Origin of the sequence: Halorubrum persicum, assembly GCF_002727125.1 — an archaeon.
GTDB lineage: Archaea > Halobacteriota > Halobacteria > Halobacteriales > Haloferacaceae > Halorubrum > Halorubrum persicum.
The window spans coordinates 19169-37909 of record NZ_NHOA01000129.1; the positions used below are offsets into that span (position 1 = coordinate 19169).

Annotated in this window: 20 protein-coding genes and 2 pseudogenes; 16 read left to right on the forward strand and 6 right to left on the reverse strand. The window is 65.6% G+C overall.

The annotated features are described in order from the left end of the window. Positions 1 to 42 precede the first annotated feature (42 nt). Together DJ69_RS14025 and DJ69_RS14030 are read right to left on the reverse strand one after the other, a co-directional pair. Positions 43 to 1365, reverse strand: a complete 1323-nt coding sequence (locus DJ69_RS14025; protein ID WP_099256169.1) for an AlbA family DNA-binding domain-containing protein — start codon at positions 1363 to 1365, stop codon at positions 43 to 45. Between the two features lie 189 nt (positions 1366 to 1554). Beyond that, positions 1555 to 1791: a winged helix-turn-helix domain-containing protein gene (locus tag DJ69_RS14030; RefSeq protein ID WP_099256170.1), complete on the reverse strand. Its 237-nt coding sequence runs from the start codon at positions 1789 to 1791 to the stop codon at positions 1555 to 1557. A 350-nt stretch (positions 1792 to 2141) separates the two neighbouring features. On the opposite strand from DJ69_RS14030, the gene DJ69_RS14035 reads away from it, so the two are divergent. The 10 genes from DJ69_RS14035 to DJ69_RS14065 all read left to right on the forward strand — a co-directional run bounded on the left by DJ69_RS14035 (position 2142) and on the right by DJ69_RS14065 (position 10443). Beyond that, the gene (locus DJ69_RS14035) at positions 2142 to 2396 is read left to right on the forward strand and encodes a hypothetical protein (protein ID WP_218962325.1); all 255 of its coding nucleotides are present in this window, start codon (positions 2142 to 2144) and stop codon (positions 2394 to 2396) included. Continuing rightward, positions 2393 to 2563: a hypothetical protein gene (locus DJ69_RS18525; protein ID WP_180271832.1), complete on the forward strand. Its 171-nt coding sequence runs from the start codon at positions 2393 to 2395 to the stop codon at positions 2561 to 2563. Before DJ69_RS14035 ends, DJ69_RS18525 begins: the two co-directional genes overlap by 4 nt. After that, complete coding sequence (locus DJ69_RS18530; RefSeq protein ID WP_180271833.1) at positions 2560 to 2736, forward strand: hypothetical protein; 177 nt, start codon at positions 2560 to 2562, stop codon at positions 2734 to 2736. Before DJ69_RS18525 ends, DJ69_RS18530 begins: the two co-directional genes overlap by 4 nt. Then, positions 2733 to 3767, forward strand: coding sequence for a tyrosine-type recombinase/integrase (locus DJ69_RS14040; protein WP_099256172.1), 1035 nt, complete (start codon positions 2733 to 2735; stop codon positions 3765 to 3767). Before DJ69_RS18530 ends, DJ69_RS14040 begins: the two co-directional genes overlap by 4 nt. A 232-nt stretch (positions 3768 to 3999) precedes the next feature. Continuing rightward, positions 4000 to 4128, forward strand: coding sequence for a hypothetical protein (locus tag DJ69_RS19050; protein ID WP_275539530.1), 129 nt, complete (start codon positions 4000 to 4002; stop codon positions 4126 to 4128). A 62-nt stretch (positions 4129 to 4190) separates the two neighbouring features. Continuing rightward, the gene (locus DJ69_RS14045) at positions 4191 to 4769 is read left to right on the forward strand and encodes a MaoC family dehydratase (RefSeq protein WP_099256173.1); all 579 of its coding nucleotides are present in this window, start codon (positions 4191 to 4193) and stop codon (positions 4767 to 4769) included. Continuing rightward, complete coding sequence (locus DJ69_RS14050; RefSeq protein WP_099256174.1) at positions 4766 to 6280, forward strand: acetyl-CoA hydrolase/transferase C-terminal domain-containing protein; 1515 nt, start codon at positions 4766 to 4768, stop codon at positions 6278 to 6280. Before DJ69_RS14045 ends, DJ69_RS14050 begins: the two co-directional genes overlap by 4 nt. Before the next feature lie 153 nt (positions 6281 to 6433). Further along, complete coding sequence (locus DJ69_RS14055) at positions 6434 to 7528, forward strand: TAXI family TRAP transporter solute-binding subunit (protein ID WP_099256175.1); 1095 nt, start codon at positions 6434 to 6436, stop codon at positions 7526 to 7528. Between the two features lie 44 nt (positions 7529 to 7572). Further along, a complete protein-coding gene (locus DJ69_RS14060; protein WP_099256176.1) occupies positions 7573 to 9900 on the forward strand; it encodes a TRAP transporter permease in 2328 nt (775 codons plus the stop codon). Positions 9901 to 9984: 84 nt separating this feature from the next. Next, positions 9985 to 10443 (forward strand): pyridoxamine 5'-phosphate oxidase family protein, encoded by a 459-nt coding sequence (locus DJ69_RS14065; RefSeq protein WP_099256177.1) that lies wholly within the window; start codon positions 9985 to 9987, stop codon positions 10441 to 10443. 61 nt (positions 10444 to 10504) lie between these two features. Here the strand turns inward: DJ69_RS14065 and DJ69_RS14070 are convergent, their stop codons facing one another. Next, the gene (locus tag DJ69_RS14070) at positions 10505 to 11707 is read right to left on the reverse strand and encodes an acyl-CoA dehydrogenase family protein (RefSeq protein WP_099256178.1); all 1203 of its coding nucleotides are present in this window, start codon (positions 11705 to 11707) and stop codon (positions 10505 to 10507) included. A gap of 154 nt (positions 11708 to 11861) precedes the next feature. Here DJ69_RS14070 and DJ69_RS14075 point away from each other — a divergent pair, with 154 nt between their 5' ends. The 3 genes from DJ69_RS14075 (at position 11862) to DJ69_RS14085 (ending at position 14943) form a co-directional block, all read left to right on the forward strand. Beyond that, on the forward strand, positions 11862 to 13055 hold the full coding sequence (locus tag DJ69_RS14075) for an MFS transporter (RefSeq protein ID WP_099256179.1): 1194 nt from the start codon (positions 11862 to 11864) through the stop codon (positions 13053 to 13055). A gap of 86 nt (positions 13056 to 13141) precedes the next feature. Next, positions 13142 to 14443 carry an MFS transporter gene (locus tag DJ69_RS14080; protein WP_099256180.1) on the forward strand — a complete coding sequence of 434 codons (1302 nt, stop codon included), beginning with the start codon at positions 13142 to 13144 and terminating at the stop codon, positions 14441 to 14443. 47 nt (positions 14444 to 14490) lie between these two features. Next, positions 14491 to 14943, forward strand: a complete 453-nt coding sequence (locus DJ69_RS14085; RefSeq protein ID WP_099256181.1) for a universal stress protein — start codon at positions 14491 to 14493, stop codon at positions 14941 to 14943. A gap of 57 nt (positions 14944 to 15000) precedes the next feature. Here the strand turns inward: DJ69_RS14085 and DJ69_RS14090 are convergent, their stop codons facing one another. The 3 genes from DJ69_RS14090 to DJ69_RS14100 form a co-directional block, all read right to left on the reverse strand. After that, the gene (locus DJ69_RS14090) at positions 15001 to 16380 is read right to left on the reverse strand and encodes an MmgE/PrpD family protein (RefSeq protein WP_099256182.1); all 1380 of its coding nucleotides are present in this window, start codon (positions 16378 to 16380) and stop codon (positions 15001 to 15003) included. 87 nt (positions 16381 to 16467) lie between these two features. Continuing rightward, positions 16468 to 17769: a ribonuclease catalytic domain-containing protein gene (locus DJ69_RS14095; protein ID WP_099256183.1), complete on the reverse strand. Its 1302-nt coding sequence runs from the start codon at positions 17767 to 17769 to the stop codon at positions 16468 to 16470. Positions 17770 to 17891: 122 nt separating this feature from the next. Continuing rightward, complete coding sequence (locus tag DJ69_RS14100) at positions 17892 to 18200, reverse strand: DUF7562 family protein (RefSeq protein ID WP_099256184.1); 309 nt, start codon at positions 18198 to 18200, stop codon at positions 17892 to 17894. On the opposite strand from DJ69_RS14100, the gene DJ69_RS18675 reads away from it, so the two are divergent. The 3 genes and pseudogenes from DJ69_RS18675 to DJ69_RS19230 form a co-directional block, all read left to right on the forward strand. Then, positions 18154 to 18321, forward strand: coding sequence for a hypothetical protein (locus DJ69_RS18675; RefSeq protein ID WP_218962326.1), 168 nt, complete (start codon positions 18154 to 18156; stop codon positions 18319 to 18321). The two genes, DJ69_RS14100 and DJ69_RS18675, sit on opposite strands and share 47 nt — an antisense overlap. An 83-nt stretch (positions 18322 to 18404) precedes the next feature. Continuing rightward, positions 18405 to 18563: pseudogene (locus tag DJ69_RS19225) on the forward strand (cation:proton antiporter); the annotation flags it as partial. 7 nt (positions 18564 to 18570) lie between these two features. Next, positions 18571 to 18741 (forward strand): annotated as a pseudogene (locus tag DJ69_RS19230) (cation:proton antiporter); the annotation flags it as partial.

Here is an 18741-nt window from a genome sequence, read left to right on the forward strand (position 1 = left end):
ATATTCAATTTAATGGTCATCATCTACTGGAAGAGCCGGTTGCTAGTCGATTAGATCAAGGATCTCGTCCACTTTCTCTTCGAGCTGGAATATCTTCTCGTGAGGAAGTTCTTCTATATATGATTCCCAATTATATTGGTTCTGGAATATATTCACGATCTCTTCGCAATACGCTTTATATAGCTTGTATTGTCTGAAGTCTTGGTTTGGATATGGAAATTCACTGCTGATTTCCAGATGCGCGTTTAGTGTTGAGTTCTTTCGATCTGGATCCTGGCGGCCAAATGCAGCGTGTTCTCTCACTGATTCTGGGTGTCGCTCTGGGAGTCCGACGCCCCAACTTAAATGTTCTATTGAAATATTAAGTGTGAACTGATCACTGCTAATACTGAACCCAGTAAAATTCTCATTGATACAGACTTTGGAACCCTCTGGTATCCTGAAACCCGCGGTAGATGTGCTATCTGTTGGTAGAAAACCCGGCTTTTCCATATCTGTTTTCTCTAATAACGGATTTGACTCTGATTCAAGAATCACGTCTTCCGGACGCAGATCTTTGAGTCCAAATGATAGTTCCTCCACCTCACCACTTACTTCAGAAGATAGAGCAGATTCATGGAGCAATTTAAATTGAAACCCAAGCAACAGTGATGAAATCACCAGAGCACTCTGAAGAGTATACATCTCGTCAGGGATATCTCCAGAACCATCATAATCTAGAGTTTCTTCAAGCAATGAGTTCTCTTCACTGCTTAGTTGATCAAAATGGCGTTCAAAATCGTAATGGTAATTTGGTTTGTATTTGAGATCTGCCGGGATACCTTCCTCTTTTAATAAATAGCGTATATTGGTTGAATAGTTCAGACTTGATCCACGATCGCGCTCGAATAACGATACTAACTCTTCATTCGTCACCAAACGTGTAGATTCTCCTGCTCTGATTCGGTACTCCCGCTTCCGAATTTTTCTTCCCGACCTCTCAACAACTGCTAACGGCAATGGGTTTGAATTCTGCTTAATTTCTAAGACGAATACTGACCCTTCTGACAAATCATCCGCGTCTTCTGAGTAGATAGAGTACGAGAAATCGACGGATGGATCAATCTTTGTGTCATTTATTTCTGAGATTGTTCCAAGAGCGCCTTCTTCGGTTATATATCTCCCCTCCGGTTCTCCCTCGTCGTTAACTCCAATTACAAGCCTCCCACCCTTGTTATTCGCGAATCCTACAATATGCTTCGCCAATTTATACCTATTATTTGCATTTGGATTTGTAAGCAGCTCACTACTTTTAAAATCGAGTACATCATTCTCTTCCGAATTGAGAAGTGAAAATAGATCCCTATTCTGAACATAAATTGGCATAGGCTCACGAGAGTTCGGTATTGTATATTTCTTTCCCCAACCACTCTGCGCACAATTTTGGGCGTGTGAAGGAAGTCTGCTTGTTGATCAGACAGGCTATAATGCAGAATTATATGCGGACCAACACACCCACCCTTCTATTGGTGGGAGCCTGCGTAATCCCCCCCCCCTTGTGGGGGGTTGCGCAGGCTACTCCTCATCTATAAAATCTATTCCATCCTCTGTTATCCACCAAACTGGACTGTTTCCTGCTTTCTTTTCGTTGACTAGTCCCTTCTCCTCCAGAGAATACAATCTCTTTCTGATTCCATTGAGAGAAAATCCCGTTTCTTCGGCTACCTCACTCGTTGTCAAGACCGGGTCAGTCGCCGATCTCAAAATAATAAGAATCTCTTTGTCGCTGATCGTCTCCTTTCTCCCGGCCATTACCCCCAATCTCGTCTGCTCCTACTAATTATCACCCTCTATTTTGGTGTACTATTACAATTAGTATGAGCGTTACAACTAAGTCACCTCGATATGACTTGTTAGCTAACGGAAGTGCCCCAATCAAAACCGGACCTCGCTGCTGGTGACAGCAGGTCCGGACGGGCTTCCGTGAACCAGCCACGAAAGCCATGTCAGCAAAGACGACCGGGGGTATTCAATCCCCCCACGACGGACGGGATCGCCCGACAACCAGCGATAGAATCCCGTTTCACTTTCGCCGTTTCGTTCACTTTCACTCCCCGTACAAGGATTTCGTCTTTTATATGTCACCTCGTCGGCGTGAGATGATGCCCTCAAAGGAACTCGTTCGTATCGAGAACGAGCGCGATCGCTGGCGGTATGTCTGCCCTCTCGGTCACCGGACGTGGGAGCCGACGAATCACCACTTCTGGTGCCAACACTGCGCGCGCCGGGACGACGTGGACGGTGCGTTCTACCAGCTCCGCGACCGGAAGACCGACGCGCTTCTCCTGCGCCACCAGGTCCAGCTCGTCACTCCGACTGGTCCCTACGACGAGGATCTCGACAGGGGTGAGCGATGACGACGCTCTACTGCGCCGAGTGTCGGTCCCGGTTTGAGCCGGACGACTCGCACGTCTGGATCCAAGGTGAGCGGCGATCCGTCGACGATCGCAACCAGCTCGAAGACTTCGCGATGTGTCCCGATTGCTGGGCCGATCTCACCGAAAACTGGGGTGAGCCGGTTTGAAGAGCAATTCCGGCCGCGATCTATCTACCTGCCCGATCTGTGACGCCTCGATCGACCCGGACCCGCCGGACGGGTTCACCCCGTACGCGCGACAGGTCGGCGGCTACCTCGACCACTTCGCCGAGGCGCACCCGGACCACAAGATTCTCGATACCCCGGAGGGGTTCCTGTGAGCGACGACCTCCAACCCCTCGAACCCCACGAGGGAGTCGAGCGGTTCCTCCGGTACCGGGAACCGTCCGTTCGGCCGTCGACGCTGAACAACGCCCGAACCCGACTGAATCACTTCCTCGAATGGTGTGATGAGCGGGAAATCGAGAACCTGAACGACCTCGACGGCCGCGATCTCGCCGACTTCGTCGCGTGGCGACAGGGAGATATCGCCCCGATCACGCTACAAAAGCAGCTGAGTACGGTCCGGGCCGCGCTCGAATGGTGGGCGGACATGGAGGCCGTCGAGGAGGGTCTTCGCGAGAAGGTCCATTCGCCCGATCTCCCTGACGGTGCGGAGTCTCGTGATGACCACCTCACGGCCGAACGCGCACAGTCGATCATCGCCTCGCTCGACCGCTACCATTACGCGAGCCGTGACCACGCGCTGATCCTCTTGCTCTGGGTCACCGGAATGCGCCGGTCCGCAGCTCGGTCGATAGACGTTGACGACCTCCGTCCGGACGACAACGCGATCGTCATCGAGAATCGCCCGGACAGGGGAACCAACCTGAAGAACGGCGACGCTGGGGACCGATGGATCTACCTCGGTCCCGAGGTCTTCCAGGTGATCGAGGACTACGTCGAGAATCCAAACCGGAATGATGTTGTCGACGACTACGGCCGCCGGCCCCTGTTCACCTCGAAGCAGGGTCGTCCGGCGGGAACCACGATGTACGACTGGGTGACTCGGGCGACGCAACCCTGCCAGTACGGTGGTTGTCCGCACGGTCGGGACCTCGACGAGTGCGACGCGCTCGGGCACGACGGATACCCGAGTCGCTGCCCATCGTCGTGTGGGCCGCACGCGATTCGGCGCGGCTCGATAACGCATTTCCTGAACGAGGGGACGACGCCAGAGGTTGTCAGCGAACGGATGGATGTGACGCTTGACGTGCTCTATGAGCACTACGACGTGCGGTCTGATCAGGAGAAGATGACCGTGCGCAAGAATGTTCTCGATGAGTCGGAGGTGTTGTCAGATGATCGGTAGTTCTCCTGCCCCGCGAGTCCATAACGGATCCGCGTTTCTGCGAAGGCATCTAAACCCGACAGAGACACCGCCTCGCGGGCGTTTTATCCGGTGAGAGATGCCGCGACCCGGACGGTCGAGGCTACCCCCCACGGCTCGACCGTCTGGCGAAGGGAACACGGCCGGTCGAGTGAGCCGAACCGCCGTTCCGCGACCCAGACCGCTTATATACTCCGAGTCAGTTGGGCGTCACATGGGCATTTCCGAGTTCCTTGAGGGCCAGAACCTCACGCACCGCCAGATGGGAGCCGTCATGATCGGGTGGATCCTGCTCGTCACGATCGTCTCCGTCGGGCTGTTGCTGTACACGGCGTCGACGTAGCTGATCCGGCGGACGGGGCCGCGAACACAACCCTCTTTTAGTCGTTCGTTGTCTGGCGAAGTATGGCACGCGACAGCGACACACACGACGACGGGGAGCGCGATCGGCGGCTCGTCGGCGGCTGGGAGGGGCGCTACTACGAGGACTTCGAGGTCGGCGACGTGTACAAACACCCGTACGGGCGGACCGTGACGGAGACGGACAACGTCTGGTTCACCAACCTCTCGATGAACCTCAACCCGATGCACTTCAACGAGGCGTACGCCGCCGAGACGGAGTTCGGCGAGCGCCTCGTCGACGGCACCTTCGTCATCGCGCTCGCGGTCGGGATGAGCGTCATCGACGTGAGCGCCAACGCCACCGCGAACCTCGGCTACGACGACATCCGCCACCACGGTCCCGTCTTCCACGGGGACACGCTGTTCGCGGAGTCGGAGGTCGTCGACAAGCGGGAGTCCTCCTCGCGCGACCACGTCGGGATCGTCACCACGGAGCTGCGCGCGTACAACCAGAACGACGAGCTCGTCCTCTCCTTAGAGCGCACGCCGATGGTGCTGAAGCGCTCGCACGCCGAGCCGAGCGCGGCCCAGCCGACGGGCTGGCCCGAGGGGATCGGCACCCAGCCGGAGGACCTAGAGTGACGCCGGCCCCCTCCGGCCCCACGGCACCGACGCTCGACGATCCGGTCCCGGAGACGCGGCTCGGCGGCGACCTCCCGATCGCGTCGCCCGCGGAGGCGGCCTCGCTCGTCCCCGACACCGCGACGCTGCTCGTCTCCGGCTTCGGCGGCGTCGGGTACCCCAAGCTCGTCCCCGAGGCGCTGGCGGCGGCCGACGACGCCCGCGAACTCACGGTCGTCTCCGGCGGCGGCGTCGGCGACGAGATCGACCGCGCGCTCGTGGAGTCGGGCGACATGGCTCGACGCTACCCGTTCGTCCCGAACGAGACCTCCCGAGCGGCGGCCAACGACGGGCGGATCGAGTTCCACGACCGTCACATCTCGCGGCTCGCCGACGAGGTGCGCTTCGGCGGGCTCCGCGCCGGCATGCGCGGGGAGACGATCGCGGTCGTGGAGGCGGTCGCGGTCGGGCCGGGCTGGCTCGTTCCCTCCACGTCGATCGGCCACACGCCCGCGTACGTCGGCGCGGCCGACCGCGTGATCGTCGAGGTGAACCGCGCACAGCCCGTCGAACTCGCGCAGGTGCACGACATCCACGTCCGCGACGCCCCGCCGAACCGAGGGCCGATCCCGCTGGACGACCCCCTCGGAGGGACGGACGGGCCGGCGGTCCGGTTCGACCCCGAAAAGCTGGCGGCCGTCGTCGAGACCGACCGGGCGGACGACCCCTACGAGTTCCGCGAAGTCTCCGCGACCGACGAGGCGATCGCCGGGAACCTCGGCGGGTTCCTCGAGGCCGAACTCGACCGCAACCCCCTCTTCGACGAGGCGGCGAACCTCCAGTTCGGCGTGGGGAGCCTCGGAAATGCGCTGATGGGTGCGCTCGCCGACGTCGACTTCGGCGACCGCCCGGTGTCGTACGTCGGCGAGGTCGTACAGGACGGGCTCCTCGACATGCTCGACGCGGGCGACCTCCGCGGCGCGAGCGCGACCTCGCTGGCGCTGTCGGCCGAGGGGCAAGAGCGCCTCTTCGACGACGTGGAGCGCTACGCCGAGGACGTGGTGTTGCGGCCCGCAGACGTGTCGAACGCGCCGGAACTGATCGACCGGTTCGGCGTCGTCGGAGTGAACAGCGCGGTGGAGGTGGACCTCTACGGTAACGTTAACGCCACCCACATCGGCGGCACCCGCGTCGTCAACGGGATCGGCGGCGGCGGCGACTTCGCGCGCAACTGCCGGCTGGGGATCGTCGCGCTCCCGTCGACGGCGGTCGGCGGCGACGTCTCCCGGATCGTGCCGCTGACGCCCCACGTCGATCACACCGAACACGACGCGAGCGTGATCGTCACGGAACACGGGGTCGCTGACCTTCGCGGCCTCTCGCCGCGCGAGCGGGCCGAGGCGCTCGTGTCGGTGGCCGACCCGGCGTTCCGTGAGGACCTCGACGCGTACCGCGAGCGAGCCGCGAGCGAGGGGGGGAATACGCCGCACGATCTCGACACGGCGTTCTCGTGGACACGAAATGACAACTAATAACGCGTTTTACCAGGTTTCATCCGGAGAATGAGAGAAATAACTGCGGATTGACTCGAACTGTAGTGAGAATCACCAAATCACCCGACGGCGCGGGTGAAAATGGGCCACCTGCGACACTCTTTTATCAATCGGGGTGTACGGCTGAGCCACATGATAGATGGTGACAAGACGTCTCGACGTGACGTAGTCAAGGGTGCGGCGACGCTCGGCGCAGTCGGACTGGCCGGCTGTTCCGGAAACGGCGGCGACGGCGGTGACGGCGGCGACGGCGGCGACGGCGGTGACGGCGGCGACGGCGGCGGCGACGTCACGATCACGATTGGGGGGACGTCGACCGGGAGCTCGACGCAGGCCGCGGGACAGGCGCTCGCCCGTGCCGCGTCGCAGCACAGCGACTTCCTCAACATCTCCGTTCAGGAGACGCAGGGATGGACGGCGAACCTCTACGCGTACGAGAACGGCGACATTCCGGCGATGGGCGTCGACAACAACTCGCTGGCGAAGGCGCTCAGCGAGGAGGGGCCGTTCGCCGACGACCCTGTCGAGACGCTCCCCAACCAGGGGTTCCTGTTCACCTCGCTGCAGATCCACTGGGTCGGCCTGGAGAGCAGCGACGTCGAGTCGGTCTCCGACCTCCGTGAGGGCGGCTACACGATCTACCCGATCCAGCCCGGCTTCGGGACGCGGCTGCTCACCGAGGAGATCCTCAAGGAGGCCGGCATGTGGGAGCCGAACGACATCCTCAACGTCGACACGGGCGACATTCCGGGCGCCGTCGAGGAAGGCCGCGTCGACGCGCTCTGTCTGTACGGCGCAAACGGCGTCAACCTCTCCGGCTGGTGCCAGGAGGTTGACGTGCGCAGTGGCGGCGGGCTGAACCTGCTCGAGGTCGACGACGAGTTCCGCTCCGTCATCGAAGACCACCCCGGCGCAATCCTCGAGGAGATCGATCCGTACGGGTACGAGCAGGAGGTCACCGCCTACACCGACACGATGACGACGTGGTCGCTGGCCGGCCAGTGGGCGTTCAGCCCGGACATCCCGGCGCGGGCGACCGAAGAGGTCTGCCGGCTCGCCATCGAACACGAGGACACGCTCCGCGAGTCCGACCCGACGACCCTCGAGTACTCGCCGGAAGCGATGACGCAGACGGTTATCCCGGAGATCGATATCCACGCCGGCGTCGCGAACTTCTTCGAGGAGAACGACGTCTGGGACGACTCCTGGAGCCGCGGCGACGAGTAGCACCGACCGTTTAACCACGCGACCACCCCTTCCCTTTCCGACGAATGGCAACATCCCCCGACGACTCGACCGATCCGACCGACCCGCCAGACTCAGCGGCCGTACCGGATGAGAGCATTCTCGACGACGAGGAGTCGCTCGACCTCGCTCCGGGCTCCCGCGGTACCAAGCAGCTCTGGCTGTATCTGCTTTCGCTTCCGTTCTGGATCCTCGTCATCTTCGTCCCGACGGTCATCCTGCCGAACTTCTTCGCAGGGGCGTACGGGGAGGCGCTTCCGGCCCTGCTGTCCGACGACCCCGCGGCGCTCGCGACGCTGATCGAAGACACGTCGACGACGGTCATCGGCATCGCCGGCATCGTCGGCGTCGCCGGTATCACGGCGCTGATCCTCAGATACGGGCGGGGGATCGAAGAGCGGCTCCGGATGGCGCTCATCTCCTACTCGATGCCGTTCTGGCTGATCGTGATGTGGTACTCGTACACCCAGCAGATGCCCCGCGGCCAGTACGCGGTCGCGTTCCTCGGGTGCATCCTCGGGCTGTACGTGGTGTCGGAGCTGGACGACCCGCTCATCGAGCGGAACTGGATCGAAGTCGGGCTCCTCGTCGTGTCGGGGCTCATCACCGTGGCGACGAGCGCGTACCTCTTCTTGAACTACCAGCAGGTCGCGATCGACACCGTCGGGCGGGCGACCGACCCGCAGATCGGGATGGCGTTCCTGTTCACGCTGGCGATGATCTACCTGACGTGGCGGTCGTTCGGGATGACGTTCCTCGTCGTCGTTCTCGCCGGGATCGCGTACGGGCTCGCCGGTCCGGCCATGCCCGGCGCGCTGAGCCACGGTGGGCTCTCGCCGTCCCGCATCCTGCGGATCCTCGTCGTGAGCGTCGACGGGTTCTACGGGTTCCTCACTCGGCTCGTGGCGGCGTGGATCGCCTTGTTCCTGCTGTACGCCGGACTGCTGAAGGCGTACGGTGCGTTCAACCTCATCCTTCGGCTGGCGGTCCGGTCGGCGAAGTACGTCGACTCCGGGATCGCCCAGACGGCCGTCATCGCGAGCGCGGTCATCGGCTCCGTCAACGGGAGCCAGACCGCGAACGCCGGGATGACCGGCTCGTTCACCATCCCGCTGATGAAGAAGAACGGTGTCAAACCCGAGACGGCCGGAGGTATCGAGGCGGTCGCCTCCACCTCCGGACAGGTGCTCCCGCCCGTGATGGGCGCGGGGGCGTTCATCATGGCGTCGCTGATCACGGGGGTCACCTACGTCGACGTGATCATCGCCGGGCTGATCCCGGCGGCCGTGCTCGTCGTCTCGATCGTCATGGCGGTCCACTACGTGGCGGCCCCGCAGATCGACGATCCGGAGATGAGCAACGTGTTCCAGGAGTCGATGACCCGCCGGGAGATGGTGTTGGAGTCGGTGAAGTACGGGGTTCCGCTGGCGATCCTGATCTACGTGCTCGGCGTGTTGCAGTACACCGTGATGACCGCCGCGCTGTACACGGCGGTGTCGATGATCGCCTTCGGGATCGCGATTCCGCTGGTGCAGGCGACCCTCGACGGTGAGAGCCGGAAGGAGGCGTTCGTCGGAACCCTCGAGCAGACCGTGGACGGCTTCCGCGAGGGGGTTATCGTCGTCGCGCCGGTGACGATCATTCTGGCGGCGATCAACGGCGTGGTCGACATCCTGATGGCGACCGGCGTGCCGACGGCGATCTCGCTCACGCTGCTCGACCTGTCGGGCGGCGTCCCGATCATCGCGTTCGTGCTGGCGATGATCATCTGTATCCTGCTCGGGCTCGGTATGCCGACGACCGCCGCGTACACGGTCGTCGCGCTCCTGGTCGCACCGACGCTGATCAGCCAGTTCGCCGTCCCCGAGTTCGCGGCGCACTTCTTCGTGTTCTACGCCGCGATTCTGGCCGGGCTCACGCCGCCGATCGCGACCTGCGTCGCGGTCACCTGCGGGATCTCCGGCGGCGGGTTCTGGGGAAGCTGTAAGGAGGCGCTGCGCATCTCCGCGCCCCTGTTCATCCTCCCCTTCGCCTTCGTCTACCACCCGGAGCTCGTCTCCGGCTCGTTCAACTACGCCTCGCTGTCGGCCGGCCTCCTCGCGCTGTTCGGATCGATAGCGATAATCCACGGGATCAACTACCAGTTCGTCTTCGGCCGCGGACAGACGTACGGGCTCCGCGTGGCCTTCTTCGTCGCCGGCGTGCTGGCGATGGTCCACCCGATGCAGATCGTGCAGGTCGGCTCGCTCGCCGCCGTCGGGGCGCTGTACGTCTTACAGACCGTGGTCGGGCGGCCGAACCCGATCGCCACGATCCGCGGGGCGACCGGGATGCTCTCCGGGCGGAAGCGCTAACGCGCGGAACACTCCCGCAGCGCTTTCGGACCGCGACCGGTACCCGAGCCCACTTCTAAGAGACCCGGAGCGGTACGGGCACGTATGGAGATTGTGGAGAACACCCTCGACGGCGACCTCGACGAGTTCCTCGCTCGGCCGCTGTTCTGTTTCCTCGGGCAGCGCTCCGAGGGCGGTCCCCGGCTCTCGCCGCTGTGGTTCCTCTGGGATGACGGGGCGATCTGGAACGTAGCGCGGCTACGCGACCGGTCGTACCCGGACCGGGTCCGGCGGTACCCGGAGTCGGCGGTTGCCGTCGTCGACTACGATCCGCGCACGGGCCGGGTCGAGCACGTTGGAATGCGCGGGACCGCGACGCTGGACCCGTACGACGAGAGCCGGGCCGATCGGTTGTTTCAGAAGTACCTCGGTGAGGACCGGAGCGAGTGGCCGGCGATGTTCGGCGACATCGATCCCGACGGCTACCGGCTCGTCAGATTCGACCCCGAGACGGTCGTCGCCCGCGGTCAGTCGTACCCGGCGCCGCCCGGGAGGGAACGCTAGCGGACGGCGAGGTGCGGAAATCGGAGCGCGTGCTGCGGTCAGGCCGTCCGAAACGACGGGATCAGTACGACCGCGGAAGCCCGAGCACGCGCTCGCCGAGGTAGTTGAGCGCGAGCTGTTGGGTCACCGGGACGAGGCGGGTCAGCCGCGCCTCGCGGAAGTACCGCTCCACGTCGTACTCGCGAGCGACGCCGAACCCGCCGTGGGTCTGGACCGCGGCGTCGGCCGCCTCGAACGCGGCCTCGGCCGCGAGGTACTTCGCGACGTTCGCCTCGGCGCCGGCCTCGGTCCGGTCGAGGTCGTCGAGGCGGTCGGCGGCGTCGTAGATCACCTTCTTCGCCGCGAGCAGGTCGGCGTACGCCTCCGCGAGCGGGTGTTGGATCGCCTGGTTGGCGCCGATCGGTCCGCCGAACACCTCGCGCTCGTTGGCGTAATCGATCCCGCTTTCCAGCGCGGTCTCGCCGAGCCCGAGACACTCCGCGGCGATCACCAGCCGCTCCTCGTTGAGTCCGTCGAGCACCTGGTAGAACCCCTGCCCCTCCTCGCCGATGAGGTTCCGGGCCGGCACGTGTACGTCGTCGAAGTAGAGCTGGTAGGAGTGGACCGCCCGGCTCGCCGACTTGGGGATGCGCTCGATCTCCAACCCGTCCGCGTAGGCGTCCTCGAGGTCGACGAGGATCATCGAGATGCCGCGGGTCCGCTTGTCGACCTCCTCGCGGGGGGTCGTCCGCGCCATCAACACGAGGTAGTCGCTGTCCTCCACGCGTGAGATCCACACCTTCTCGCCGTTGATCACGTACTCGTCGCCCTCGCGTTCCGCCCTGGTCTCCATCGCCGTGGAGTCGGAACCCGCGTTCGGTTCGGTCAGCCCGAACGCCTGGATCGTCTCCTCGCCCGCGGCGACCTTCGGGAGCAGCTCCTCCTTCAGCTCCTCGTCGGCGTATTTTACGATCGGGACGGAGTTGTAGATCCCGCCGTGGATCGACTGCGGCGCCGCGAAGCCGCCGCCGCTCGCCGCGATCTCCTCCATCATCACGACCGCCTCGCTGGTCGACATCCCGACGCCGCCGTACTCCTCGGGGATCAGCATCCCGAGCCAGCCGTCGGCGGCGAGCCGATCGACGAACTCCTGCGGATAGGTCGCCGTGCGGTCGCGCTCACGCCAATACTCGTCGTCGAACTCCGAACAGAGATCCCGGATGCTCCGCCGAACGAGCGCCTGTCGTTCGGTGAGGTCGACCGAGTCCCGCCAGTCTCGTGGCATGCGCGGACGTGGATCGCCCCATCCAATAAGGATTCGCGTCGTGGCGAACCGTGCTCGGATCGGTGGCGTGCAGTCCCGCGAATCCCCCGCCCCGACGGCCGTCAATTGCCGAGAGCGGACCGCTTATGGATCGGGCTGTGGTGGCTGACGGTGAATGGATCGCGCCTACTGGCGGACGGTGTCGCTGGTCACGTTGTGGCAAGTGTCGGCGAGCATCTGTTACTACACCGTCTTCGCGGCGACTCCCTTCTTCCGTGACGAGTTCGGGCTCTCGCGGTTCAGGGTAGGCATCGTCGTCACCACGCTCACCCTCGGCTACGCGATATTCCTGCTGCCGGTGGGCGCGATCACGGACCGGTTCGGCGAGCGGCGGACGCTCTCGCTCGGGCTCGTCGGGCTCGCCGCCGGGATGGTGCTCGTCGCCGGCGCGCCGACGTACGCGCTGCTCTTGGCGGCCGTCTTCCTGCTCGGCTCGGTGTACAGCACCGCGATGCCCGGAACGAACAAGGCGGTGTACGACAGCGTCGCCCCCGGTCGCCAGAACACCGCGATGGGTATCAAGCAGGTCGGCGTCACCGGCGGCAGCGGGATCAGCGCGCTGCTCGTCACCGGGCTCGCCGGCTACTTCTTCTGGGAGATCGGGTTCCTCATCGCCGCGGCGGTCGGCGTCGTCGTCGCGGGCGTCTTCTACCTCTTCTACCGCGGCGAGGGCGGCGGCACGAGCAGCCGCCCGGACCTCCGCGGGTTGGCGTCGAACCGCCCGTACGTGCTGTTGGTCGTCTCCGGCCTCTTCCTCGGCGCCGCGCTGTTCACGACCACGGGGTACACCGTGCTCTACGTCGAGGAGTCGATCGGCGCGTCGGTCGCGTTCAGCGGCGTCGTGCTCGCGATCGTCCAGCTGTTCGGGAGCGGCGGACGGCTGCTCGGCGGCTGGCTCTCCGACCACCTCCCCGGCGACCCGCAGACCAGGATCGGCGGAATTCTCTTCGTGCAGACGGTCGCCAGCGCGGTCCTGTTCCTCGTCGTCGCGCGGACCTCGACCCCCTCGAACGCCGGGATCGCGTTCGCCGCGCTCGGCTTCTTCGTCCTCGGGTTCACGGGCGTCTACTACTCCTGTATGGCGACGCTCGTCCCCGCCGACCAGATGGGGAGCGCGACCGCGGGGTGCCAGGTCGCGTTGACTTCGGGAGCGCTGTTCGCGCCGCCGGCCTTCGGCTATCTCGCGGACACCTTCGATTACCGAGCGAGTTGGACGCTGCTCTCGGGCGTGTGTGTCGTCGCCGCCGTCCTCGTCGTCACCGTCATCCGGTCTGACCCGCCCGTCGGGGAGACGGCGATGGCGGAGTGATCGGGAGCGCGGGGCTCGGCCGCGTCTCGCGGCAACCGCGGCAGGTACCCCCGGACCTATCATAACCGGTGGAGAACCAACCGGCAATGGACTCTGCCGAACGACGGATCGTGGCGTTCACCGCCGGGTCTCACGGACTCGTCCACACCTACGAGCTGTCGATCCCCATTCTGCTGACCGTGTGGATCGGGGAGTTCTCGACGACTGCGGCCGCACTCGGGCTCGTCGTGACGGTGGGGTACGGACTGTTCGGCGTCGGCGCGCTCCCCGGCGGGATCCTGGTCGACCGCTTCGGATCGAAGCCGCTCATCCTCGCGTGTCTCGCCGGCATGGCCGGCTCGTTTCTGCTCGTGAGCGTCGCGCCGAACCTCCTCACCCTCGCGGTCGCGATCGGCGCGTGGGGCGTCACTGCCAGCGTCTATCACCCCGCGGGGCTGTCGCTGATCTCGAAGGGGGTCGAACAGCGGGGGACCGCGCTCGGCTATCACGGGATCGGCGGGAACCTCGGGATCGCGCTGGGGCCGCTGGCGACCGCGCTCCTGCTGTTGGCGTTCGACTGGCGGATCGTCGCGGCCGCGCTCACGGCGCCCGTGGTCGTCGTCGCCGCCTACGGGGCGACCGTCGACGTCGACGCCGCGATGCCCGACCGAGCTGCGGTGGCGGCCGACGGCGACGGCAGCAGGGGCGGTGGAGACGAGGACGCGGGCGCCGGCGGGGACGCGGGCGACGCGAAAGGCGAGGTGTCGGTCTCGACGATCGCCGACGACACCCGCGTGTTGCTCGCCGGCGGCTTCCTGATCGTGTTCGCGTTCGTCACGTTCAGCGGGCTCTACTACCGGACCTTCCTCACGTTCCTCCCGGAGCTCCTCAGCGACGTGCTCGGCGGCCTGATCGACGTACAGCTCATCGACCCCGAGAGCCCGTACGCCGACGAGTTCGACGTGGGGCGGTACCTGTACGTGGCGGTCCTCACCGTCGGCGTGTTCGGGCAGTACCTCGGCGGGCGGATCGCCGACCGCGTGCCGCCGGAGCGAGGGCTGCTGGCGTTGATGAGTGTGCTGTCGGTGCTCGCGCTCCTGTTCGTACCCGCCGGCAGGACCACGGCGACGTTCATCGCGGCCTCGCTCGCGCTCGGCGTCGCGCTGTTCACCGTCCAGCCGCTCTCGCAGGCGACGGTGGCGGCCTATTCGCCGAGCGAGGCCCGCGGGATTTCGTTCGGGTACACGTACCTCGGGATCTTCGGCGTCGGCTCGCTGGGCGCCGCGCTCGCGGGCACGGTCCTCACTCGGGCCGGCCCGCGCGAGCTGTTCGTCGTCCTCGCGGGCATCGCCGCCATGGGCGCGCTCTCGGCTGCCGCGGTCACGCGGTTTGCGACACGACAGGACTGATTGTGGCGACGGTCGCTTTTAAGGGAGCCCGGGAGAAATCGTGGCGTATGTACCACGCCCTGTTGCCGGTCGACATCGAGTCGAAGCGCGCGCTCTCGCAGGTGGACATCCTCGAATCGCTCCCCGCCGATCCGGCGGAGATCGAAGTCACGCTGTTGCACGTGTACGAGTCCGTCGACGCGCCGGCCGACGAGGCCGGATCCACCGTCATCGACGACATCAACGAGTCGATCGAGGAGCTCCGCGGGATCCCGGACTCGCTCACCGATGTCGAGGCGCGGCTCGACGAGCTCGGAATCGCCCACGATCGGGAGCTCCACGTCGGCGACGCCGCCGAGGCGATCCTCACGGTCGCCGCCGACCGAGACGTGGAGGCGATCGTGATCGGGATGCGCAAGCGCTCGCCGGTCGGGAAGGCGCTGTTCGGCAGCGTCAGCCAGACCATCCTGCTCAACGCCGACCAACCGGTTATCGTCGGGAAGCCGAGCGAAGACGAGTAACGCTCCGCCGAGGAGCGCCCCCGACGACCGCGGAGTCGCCGAGCGACCGACCGCTTTTCACGCCGTCGCCGCGTCCACCAGCTCCGCGACCGACCGCCCCTCGAGCGACTCGACCACCGCCGTCAGGCGATCGGCGTCGACGGCGGTCCCGGCGAGCAGCCCCTCGGCCTTCGCCCGCGTGTCGGCGTCGGACATCGGCTTCTCGGGCTCGCCGAGCGGGACGCTCACGGACCGCTCGTGGGTCTCGCCCGCGGCGGTCACGGCCACCTCGGCGCCCCACTCCTCGGGGAACCGGCGCTCGATCGCCTCGTCGGTCGTCACGCTCGTGGCGTCCATCAGCCGGCGAATCGCCGGATCGTCCCAGCGCGGCGGATCGTCGAACCGACCGACTGCCCGGAGGAACGGCTCGGCGCCGGCCGACCCCTCGGTGAGGACGAGCGCGGCGGCGAACGGCGCCGAGAACTGGCAGTCGACGAAGCTCTCGGGGCGGCGCTTCGCCTCGATGGGGTCGCCGGTGAGCCTGACGCCGGCGCTCGGAATCGCGATCCGGATCGACTCCACGGCCGCGGGGTCGACGGCGGGCGCGATCTCGCGCAGGCCGTCGATCGCGGAGTGGAGATACCGGCAACAGGGGTACGGCTTGCGCCCCGTCTCCGCGATCGCGTCGCGCTCGCCGAGCCGGTCGAACGCCGCGGGGTTCGGGTCGTCGCTGTACCCGGTGAGGAAGCCGTGCTCGCCGCCGAGGGGGTCGGCCGCGCCGACGACGCCGGCGGCCGCCAGGTCCGTCGCTTCGATCGCGCGGCGGGCGGCGAGTCCGGGGTGGAGCCGCTTGTTCCACGCGCCGTTCGCGAGGAACTGGAGGGAGCCCGCCGCCTGACTCCCGGCGATCCCGAGGGCGTTCCGGAGCGCCTCGGCGTCGAGTCCGCGCGCCACGCCCGCGGCCGCGACAGCGCCGAAGGTCCCGCAGGTGGCGGTCACGTGGAAGCCGCGGTCGTAGTGGGAGTCGGGCCCGACCGCCTCGCCGACGGTGCAGGCGACGTCGTAGCCGGCGGCGACGGCCGCGCGGAACCGCTCGATGTCGGCGTCGGCCGCCTCGGCGGCCGCGAGCGCGGCCGCGATCGTCGGCGCACCCGGATGGAGCGAGGAGGGGAGGTGCGTGTCGTCGAAGTCGAGGCTGTGCGCGAGCGCGCCGTTCGCGAACGCGGCGTCCGCGGGCGTCATCAGTTCGCCGGTCGGGAGGACGGTGGCCGTCTCGTCCGTCGCCGGGTCGGGGGTCGGCCCCGCGATCCGGTCGATCCCGTCGCGGATCGCGGGCGAGGAGTCCGCGTGGGCCGCGCCGCCGATCGCGACGGCGAACCAGTCCAGCAGGTGCGCCGGCAGGTCCGGGCGGTCGCCGTCGACGGTCTCGCAGTGGTCGACAATGCGGTCGGTTACCATGTCGATGGGTGAACGGCGGACCGCATCAAGGTTCGGCTGACGGCAGGAGGGAAGGGGGGACGGGCGAAAAAGCGACAGGACGTTCGGTCAGGCCGTGTGCTTCGCTTCCGCGGGATCGTCGACGACCTCGACGCCGCGGTTGTTGACGGCGTGGGGGTCGAGCCCGACCTCCTGGAGGAACTGCTTGTAGAGCCGCTCGACGGTCTCGCCGTCCTTCTGCTTGTCGCTGGCGTGGTCGCACAGCTCGATGAGGTTCTCCGGCACGTCGTTCTCGTGGACGATCCAGTGGTTGATCGTGTCCGAGAGCCGCCGGATGGGCGAGGTGAAGTGGCCGTAGATGTCGAAGTTGAGCGCGTGGTGGCCGCCGAACGGGTCGTTCATATACTTCGCGCGGGGCATCACCTTCAGCACGGCCCGCTGGATCTTGTTGAGCTGGCGCCCGGGCGACTCCTCCAAGGCGGCGTTGACCGCCTTCCGCGGGTCGTCGCCCCACGCGTCGCCGGGGATCGAGACGCCGTCGAGCTCCTGGATCTCTTTGAGCGCCTCGCTCCACTGGTCCGGCGTCGGCTGCGGGTGGACGCGGTACATCGCCTCGACGCCGCGGTCCCACATCAGCGTGTGCGTGACCGCCTTGTTCGCCTTCAGCATCGACTCCTCGATGATGGTGTGCGCGCGGTCGCGGCGGGGGTTGAGGACGAGCGAGCCGTCCTCCTTGCGCTGTTCGTGCATGCGATCGGCGAGCTCGAAGGCGAGCTCGTTCTCCTCGCCGAGCGGGAGCGAGGGGTCCTCCAGCCGGTTTTCACACTCCTTGTACGTGAGCCGCTCGTCGGAGTTGATGACGGATTTGTAGATGTCGATGTCCTCGAACGAGAGGGTCTCGTCGTCGATCTCCATCTCGACGGTGTGCGCGAGGCGGTCCTCGTTCGGCACGAGCGAGCAGACCGTCTCGGCGAGCACCGGCGGGAGCATGTGGATCGTGTAGTCGGGCAGGTAGACGGTGTTGGCTCGCTGGACCGCCTCCTCCCACATCGCCGTCTCCGGGGTGACGTAGTGGGTCACGTCGGCGATGTGGACCCACAGCCGATAGGCCCCCTCCTCTCGCTTGATCGAGATGGCGTCGTCGAAGTCCTGCGCGTCGACGGGGTCGGTGGTCCACGTCGTCAGGTCGCGGAGGTCCTCGCGCTCGTCGATTTCGGCTTCGATCTCCGCGTACACGTCCTCGGTCCGCGCCTCAGCCTCGCGGATGACCTCCCTCGGGAACTCGTCGCGGATCTCGAACTCCTCGAACAGATCCGTCCGCTTCTCGGCGAGGCGGTCGGCCAACTCCGGCGTGATCGTCACGGGACCCTGGTCCTCCGCGGACCCCGGTTTCGGCTCATCGTCTGGCATACGGTGACCAACGCGTGTCCGTTAGAAAGGCCTGTCGGGGCGAAGGAGTGGGGACACCAGATCGGGACCGAGAGGAGGTCGTTCTCCGCGTCCCGCGCCCCCGAACCACCGCACCCGACCCGTCACCGGTCGCGCTCGGAGCGGCCGGGCGACTCGCCGTCGTCGGCGACGGCGTCGGCGTAGCGGTCGAGGAACTCCTCGCGAGAGAGCCCGTCCGACTCGATCGAGAGGATCAGCGATTCGAGCCCGTTCCGCGGCTGGTGACAGATCTCGTCGTCACAGTCGGTACAGAGATACTCGAACTCCTTGTCGCGCCGGTTCCAGCGGTCGCCCTCCTTGTCGTACTCGCGCGCGTCCTCGCGCAGCACCGAATCGCCGCACGCGATGCAGACCACCGTCCGCCGGTCCCGGCTCTTCCGGGAGCGCCACATACTGGCCACGTCGGACCGGGCGTACTTAGCGTTTGGTGCGCGGCAGACGTCCGTCGGACGCCCCGAGGGGGTCGGCACGCCGGAGAACTGCGAGGCGTTCGAGGAGATCCTCACCGGATGAGCGGCCAGCACGGCGCGGCTCTCCCGGCCAGCGAGGAGGTGGACGGCGGTGGCTGAGTACCTCCTCGAGCTCGGATCGTGTCCGCCTCGACGGAGTACGCCCACGAGATCGAGGCGCTGCTCGAACCCGTTCGCGACACCTTCGCGGCGGTGTTCTTCTTCTGGATCGGGCTCATCACCGGCCCGCTGCTGTTCGGCGGCGTGGCGGCCCTGATCGCGCTCGCGGTGGTCGTGACGACGCCGANNGGAGGCCGGCGCGTTCGACCCGGCGCTCGCGGCGAGGATCAACGTCTTCGCGGTCGGCTACGTATCGTGATGGCTATCCTCGGGACGGCGCTGATGCAGTACTCCGGGCCGTTCGAGTCGGTCGCGACCTCGTGGCTGGATCGAGGCGGAGACGACGGCGCGGGCGGGCGTAATC

Coding starts and splice junctions, on each gene's coding strand:
- DJ69_RS14070 (WP_099256178.1), bottom strand. CDS start 11,707: ATGCCACGAGACTGGCGGGACTCGGTCGACCTCACCGAACGACAGGCG.
- DJ69_RS18675 (WP_218962326.1), top strand. CDS start 18,154: ATGCAGACCACCGTCCGCCGGTCCCGGCTCTTCCGGGAGCGCCACATA.
- DJ69_RS14030 (WP_099256170.1), bottom strand. CDS start 1,791: ATGGCCGGGAGAAAGGAGACGATCAGCGACAAAGAGATTCTTATTATT.
- DJ69_RS14060 (WP_099256176.1), top strand. CDS start 7,573: ATGGCAACATCCCCCGACGACTCGACCGATCCGACCGACCCGCCAGAC.
- DJ69_RS14085 (WP_099256181.1), top strand. CDS start 14,491: ATGTACCACGCCCTGTTGCCGGTCGACATCGAGTCGAAGCGCGCGCTC.
- DJ69_RS14080 (WP_099256180.1), top strand. CDS start 13,142: ATGGACTCTGCCGAACGACGGATCGTGGCGTTCACCGCCGGGTCTCAC.
- DJ69_RS19050 (WP_275539530.1), top strand. CDS start 4,000: ATGGGCATTTCCGAGTTCCTTGAGGGCCAGAACCTCACGCACCGCCAG.
- DJ69_RS14055 (WP_099256175.1), top strand. CDS start 6,434: ATGATAGATGGTGACAAGACGTCTCGACGTGACGTAGTCAAGGGTGCG.
- DJ69_RS14045 (WP_099256173.1), top strand. CDS start 4,191: ATGGCACGCGACAGCGACACACACGACGACGGGGAGCGCGATCGGCGG.
- DJ69_RS14095 (WP_099256183.1), bottom strand. CDS start 17,769: ATGCCAGACGATGAGCCGAAACCGGGGTCCGCGGAGGACCAGGGTCCC.
- DJ69_RS14035 (WP_218962325.1), top strand. CDS start 2,142: ATGCCCTCAAAGGAACTCGTTCGTATCGAGAACGAGCGCGATCGCTGG.
- DJ69_RS14075 (WP_099256179.1), top strand. CDS start 11,862: ATGGATCGCGCCTACTGGCGGACGGTGTCGCTGGTCACGTTGTGGCAA.
- DJ69_RS14100 (WP_099256184.1), bottom strand. CDS start 18,200: ATGTGGCGCTCCCGGAAGAGCCGGGACCGGCGGACGGTGGTCTGCATC.
- DJ69_RS14025 (WP_099256169.1), bottom strand. CDS start 1,365: ATGCCAATTTATGTTCAGAATAGGGATCTATTTTCACTTCTCAATTCG.
- DJ69_RS14065 (WP_099256177.1), top strand. CDS start 9,985: ATGGAGATTGTGGAGAACACCCTCGACGGCGACCTCGACGAGTTCCTC.
- DJ69_RS18525 (WP_180271832.1), top strand. CDS start 2,393: ATGACGACGCTCTACTGCGCCGAGTGTCGGTCCCGGTTTGAGCCGGAC.
- DJ69_RS14090 (WP_099256182.1), bottom strand. CDS start 16,380: ATGGTAACCGACCGCATTGTCGACCACTGCGAGACCGTCGACGGCGAC.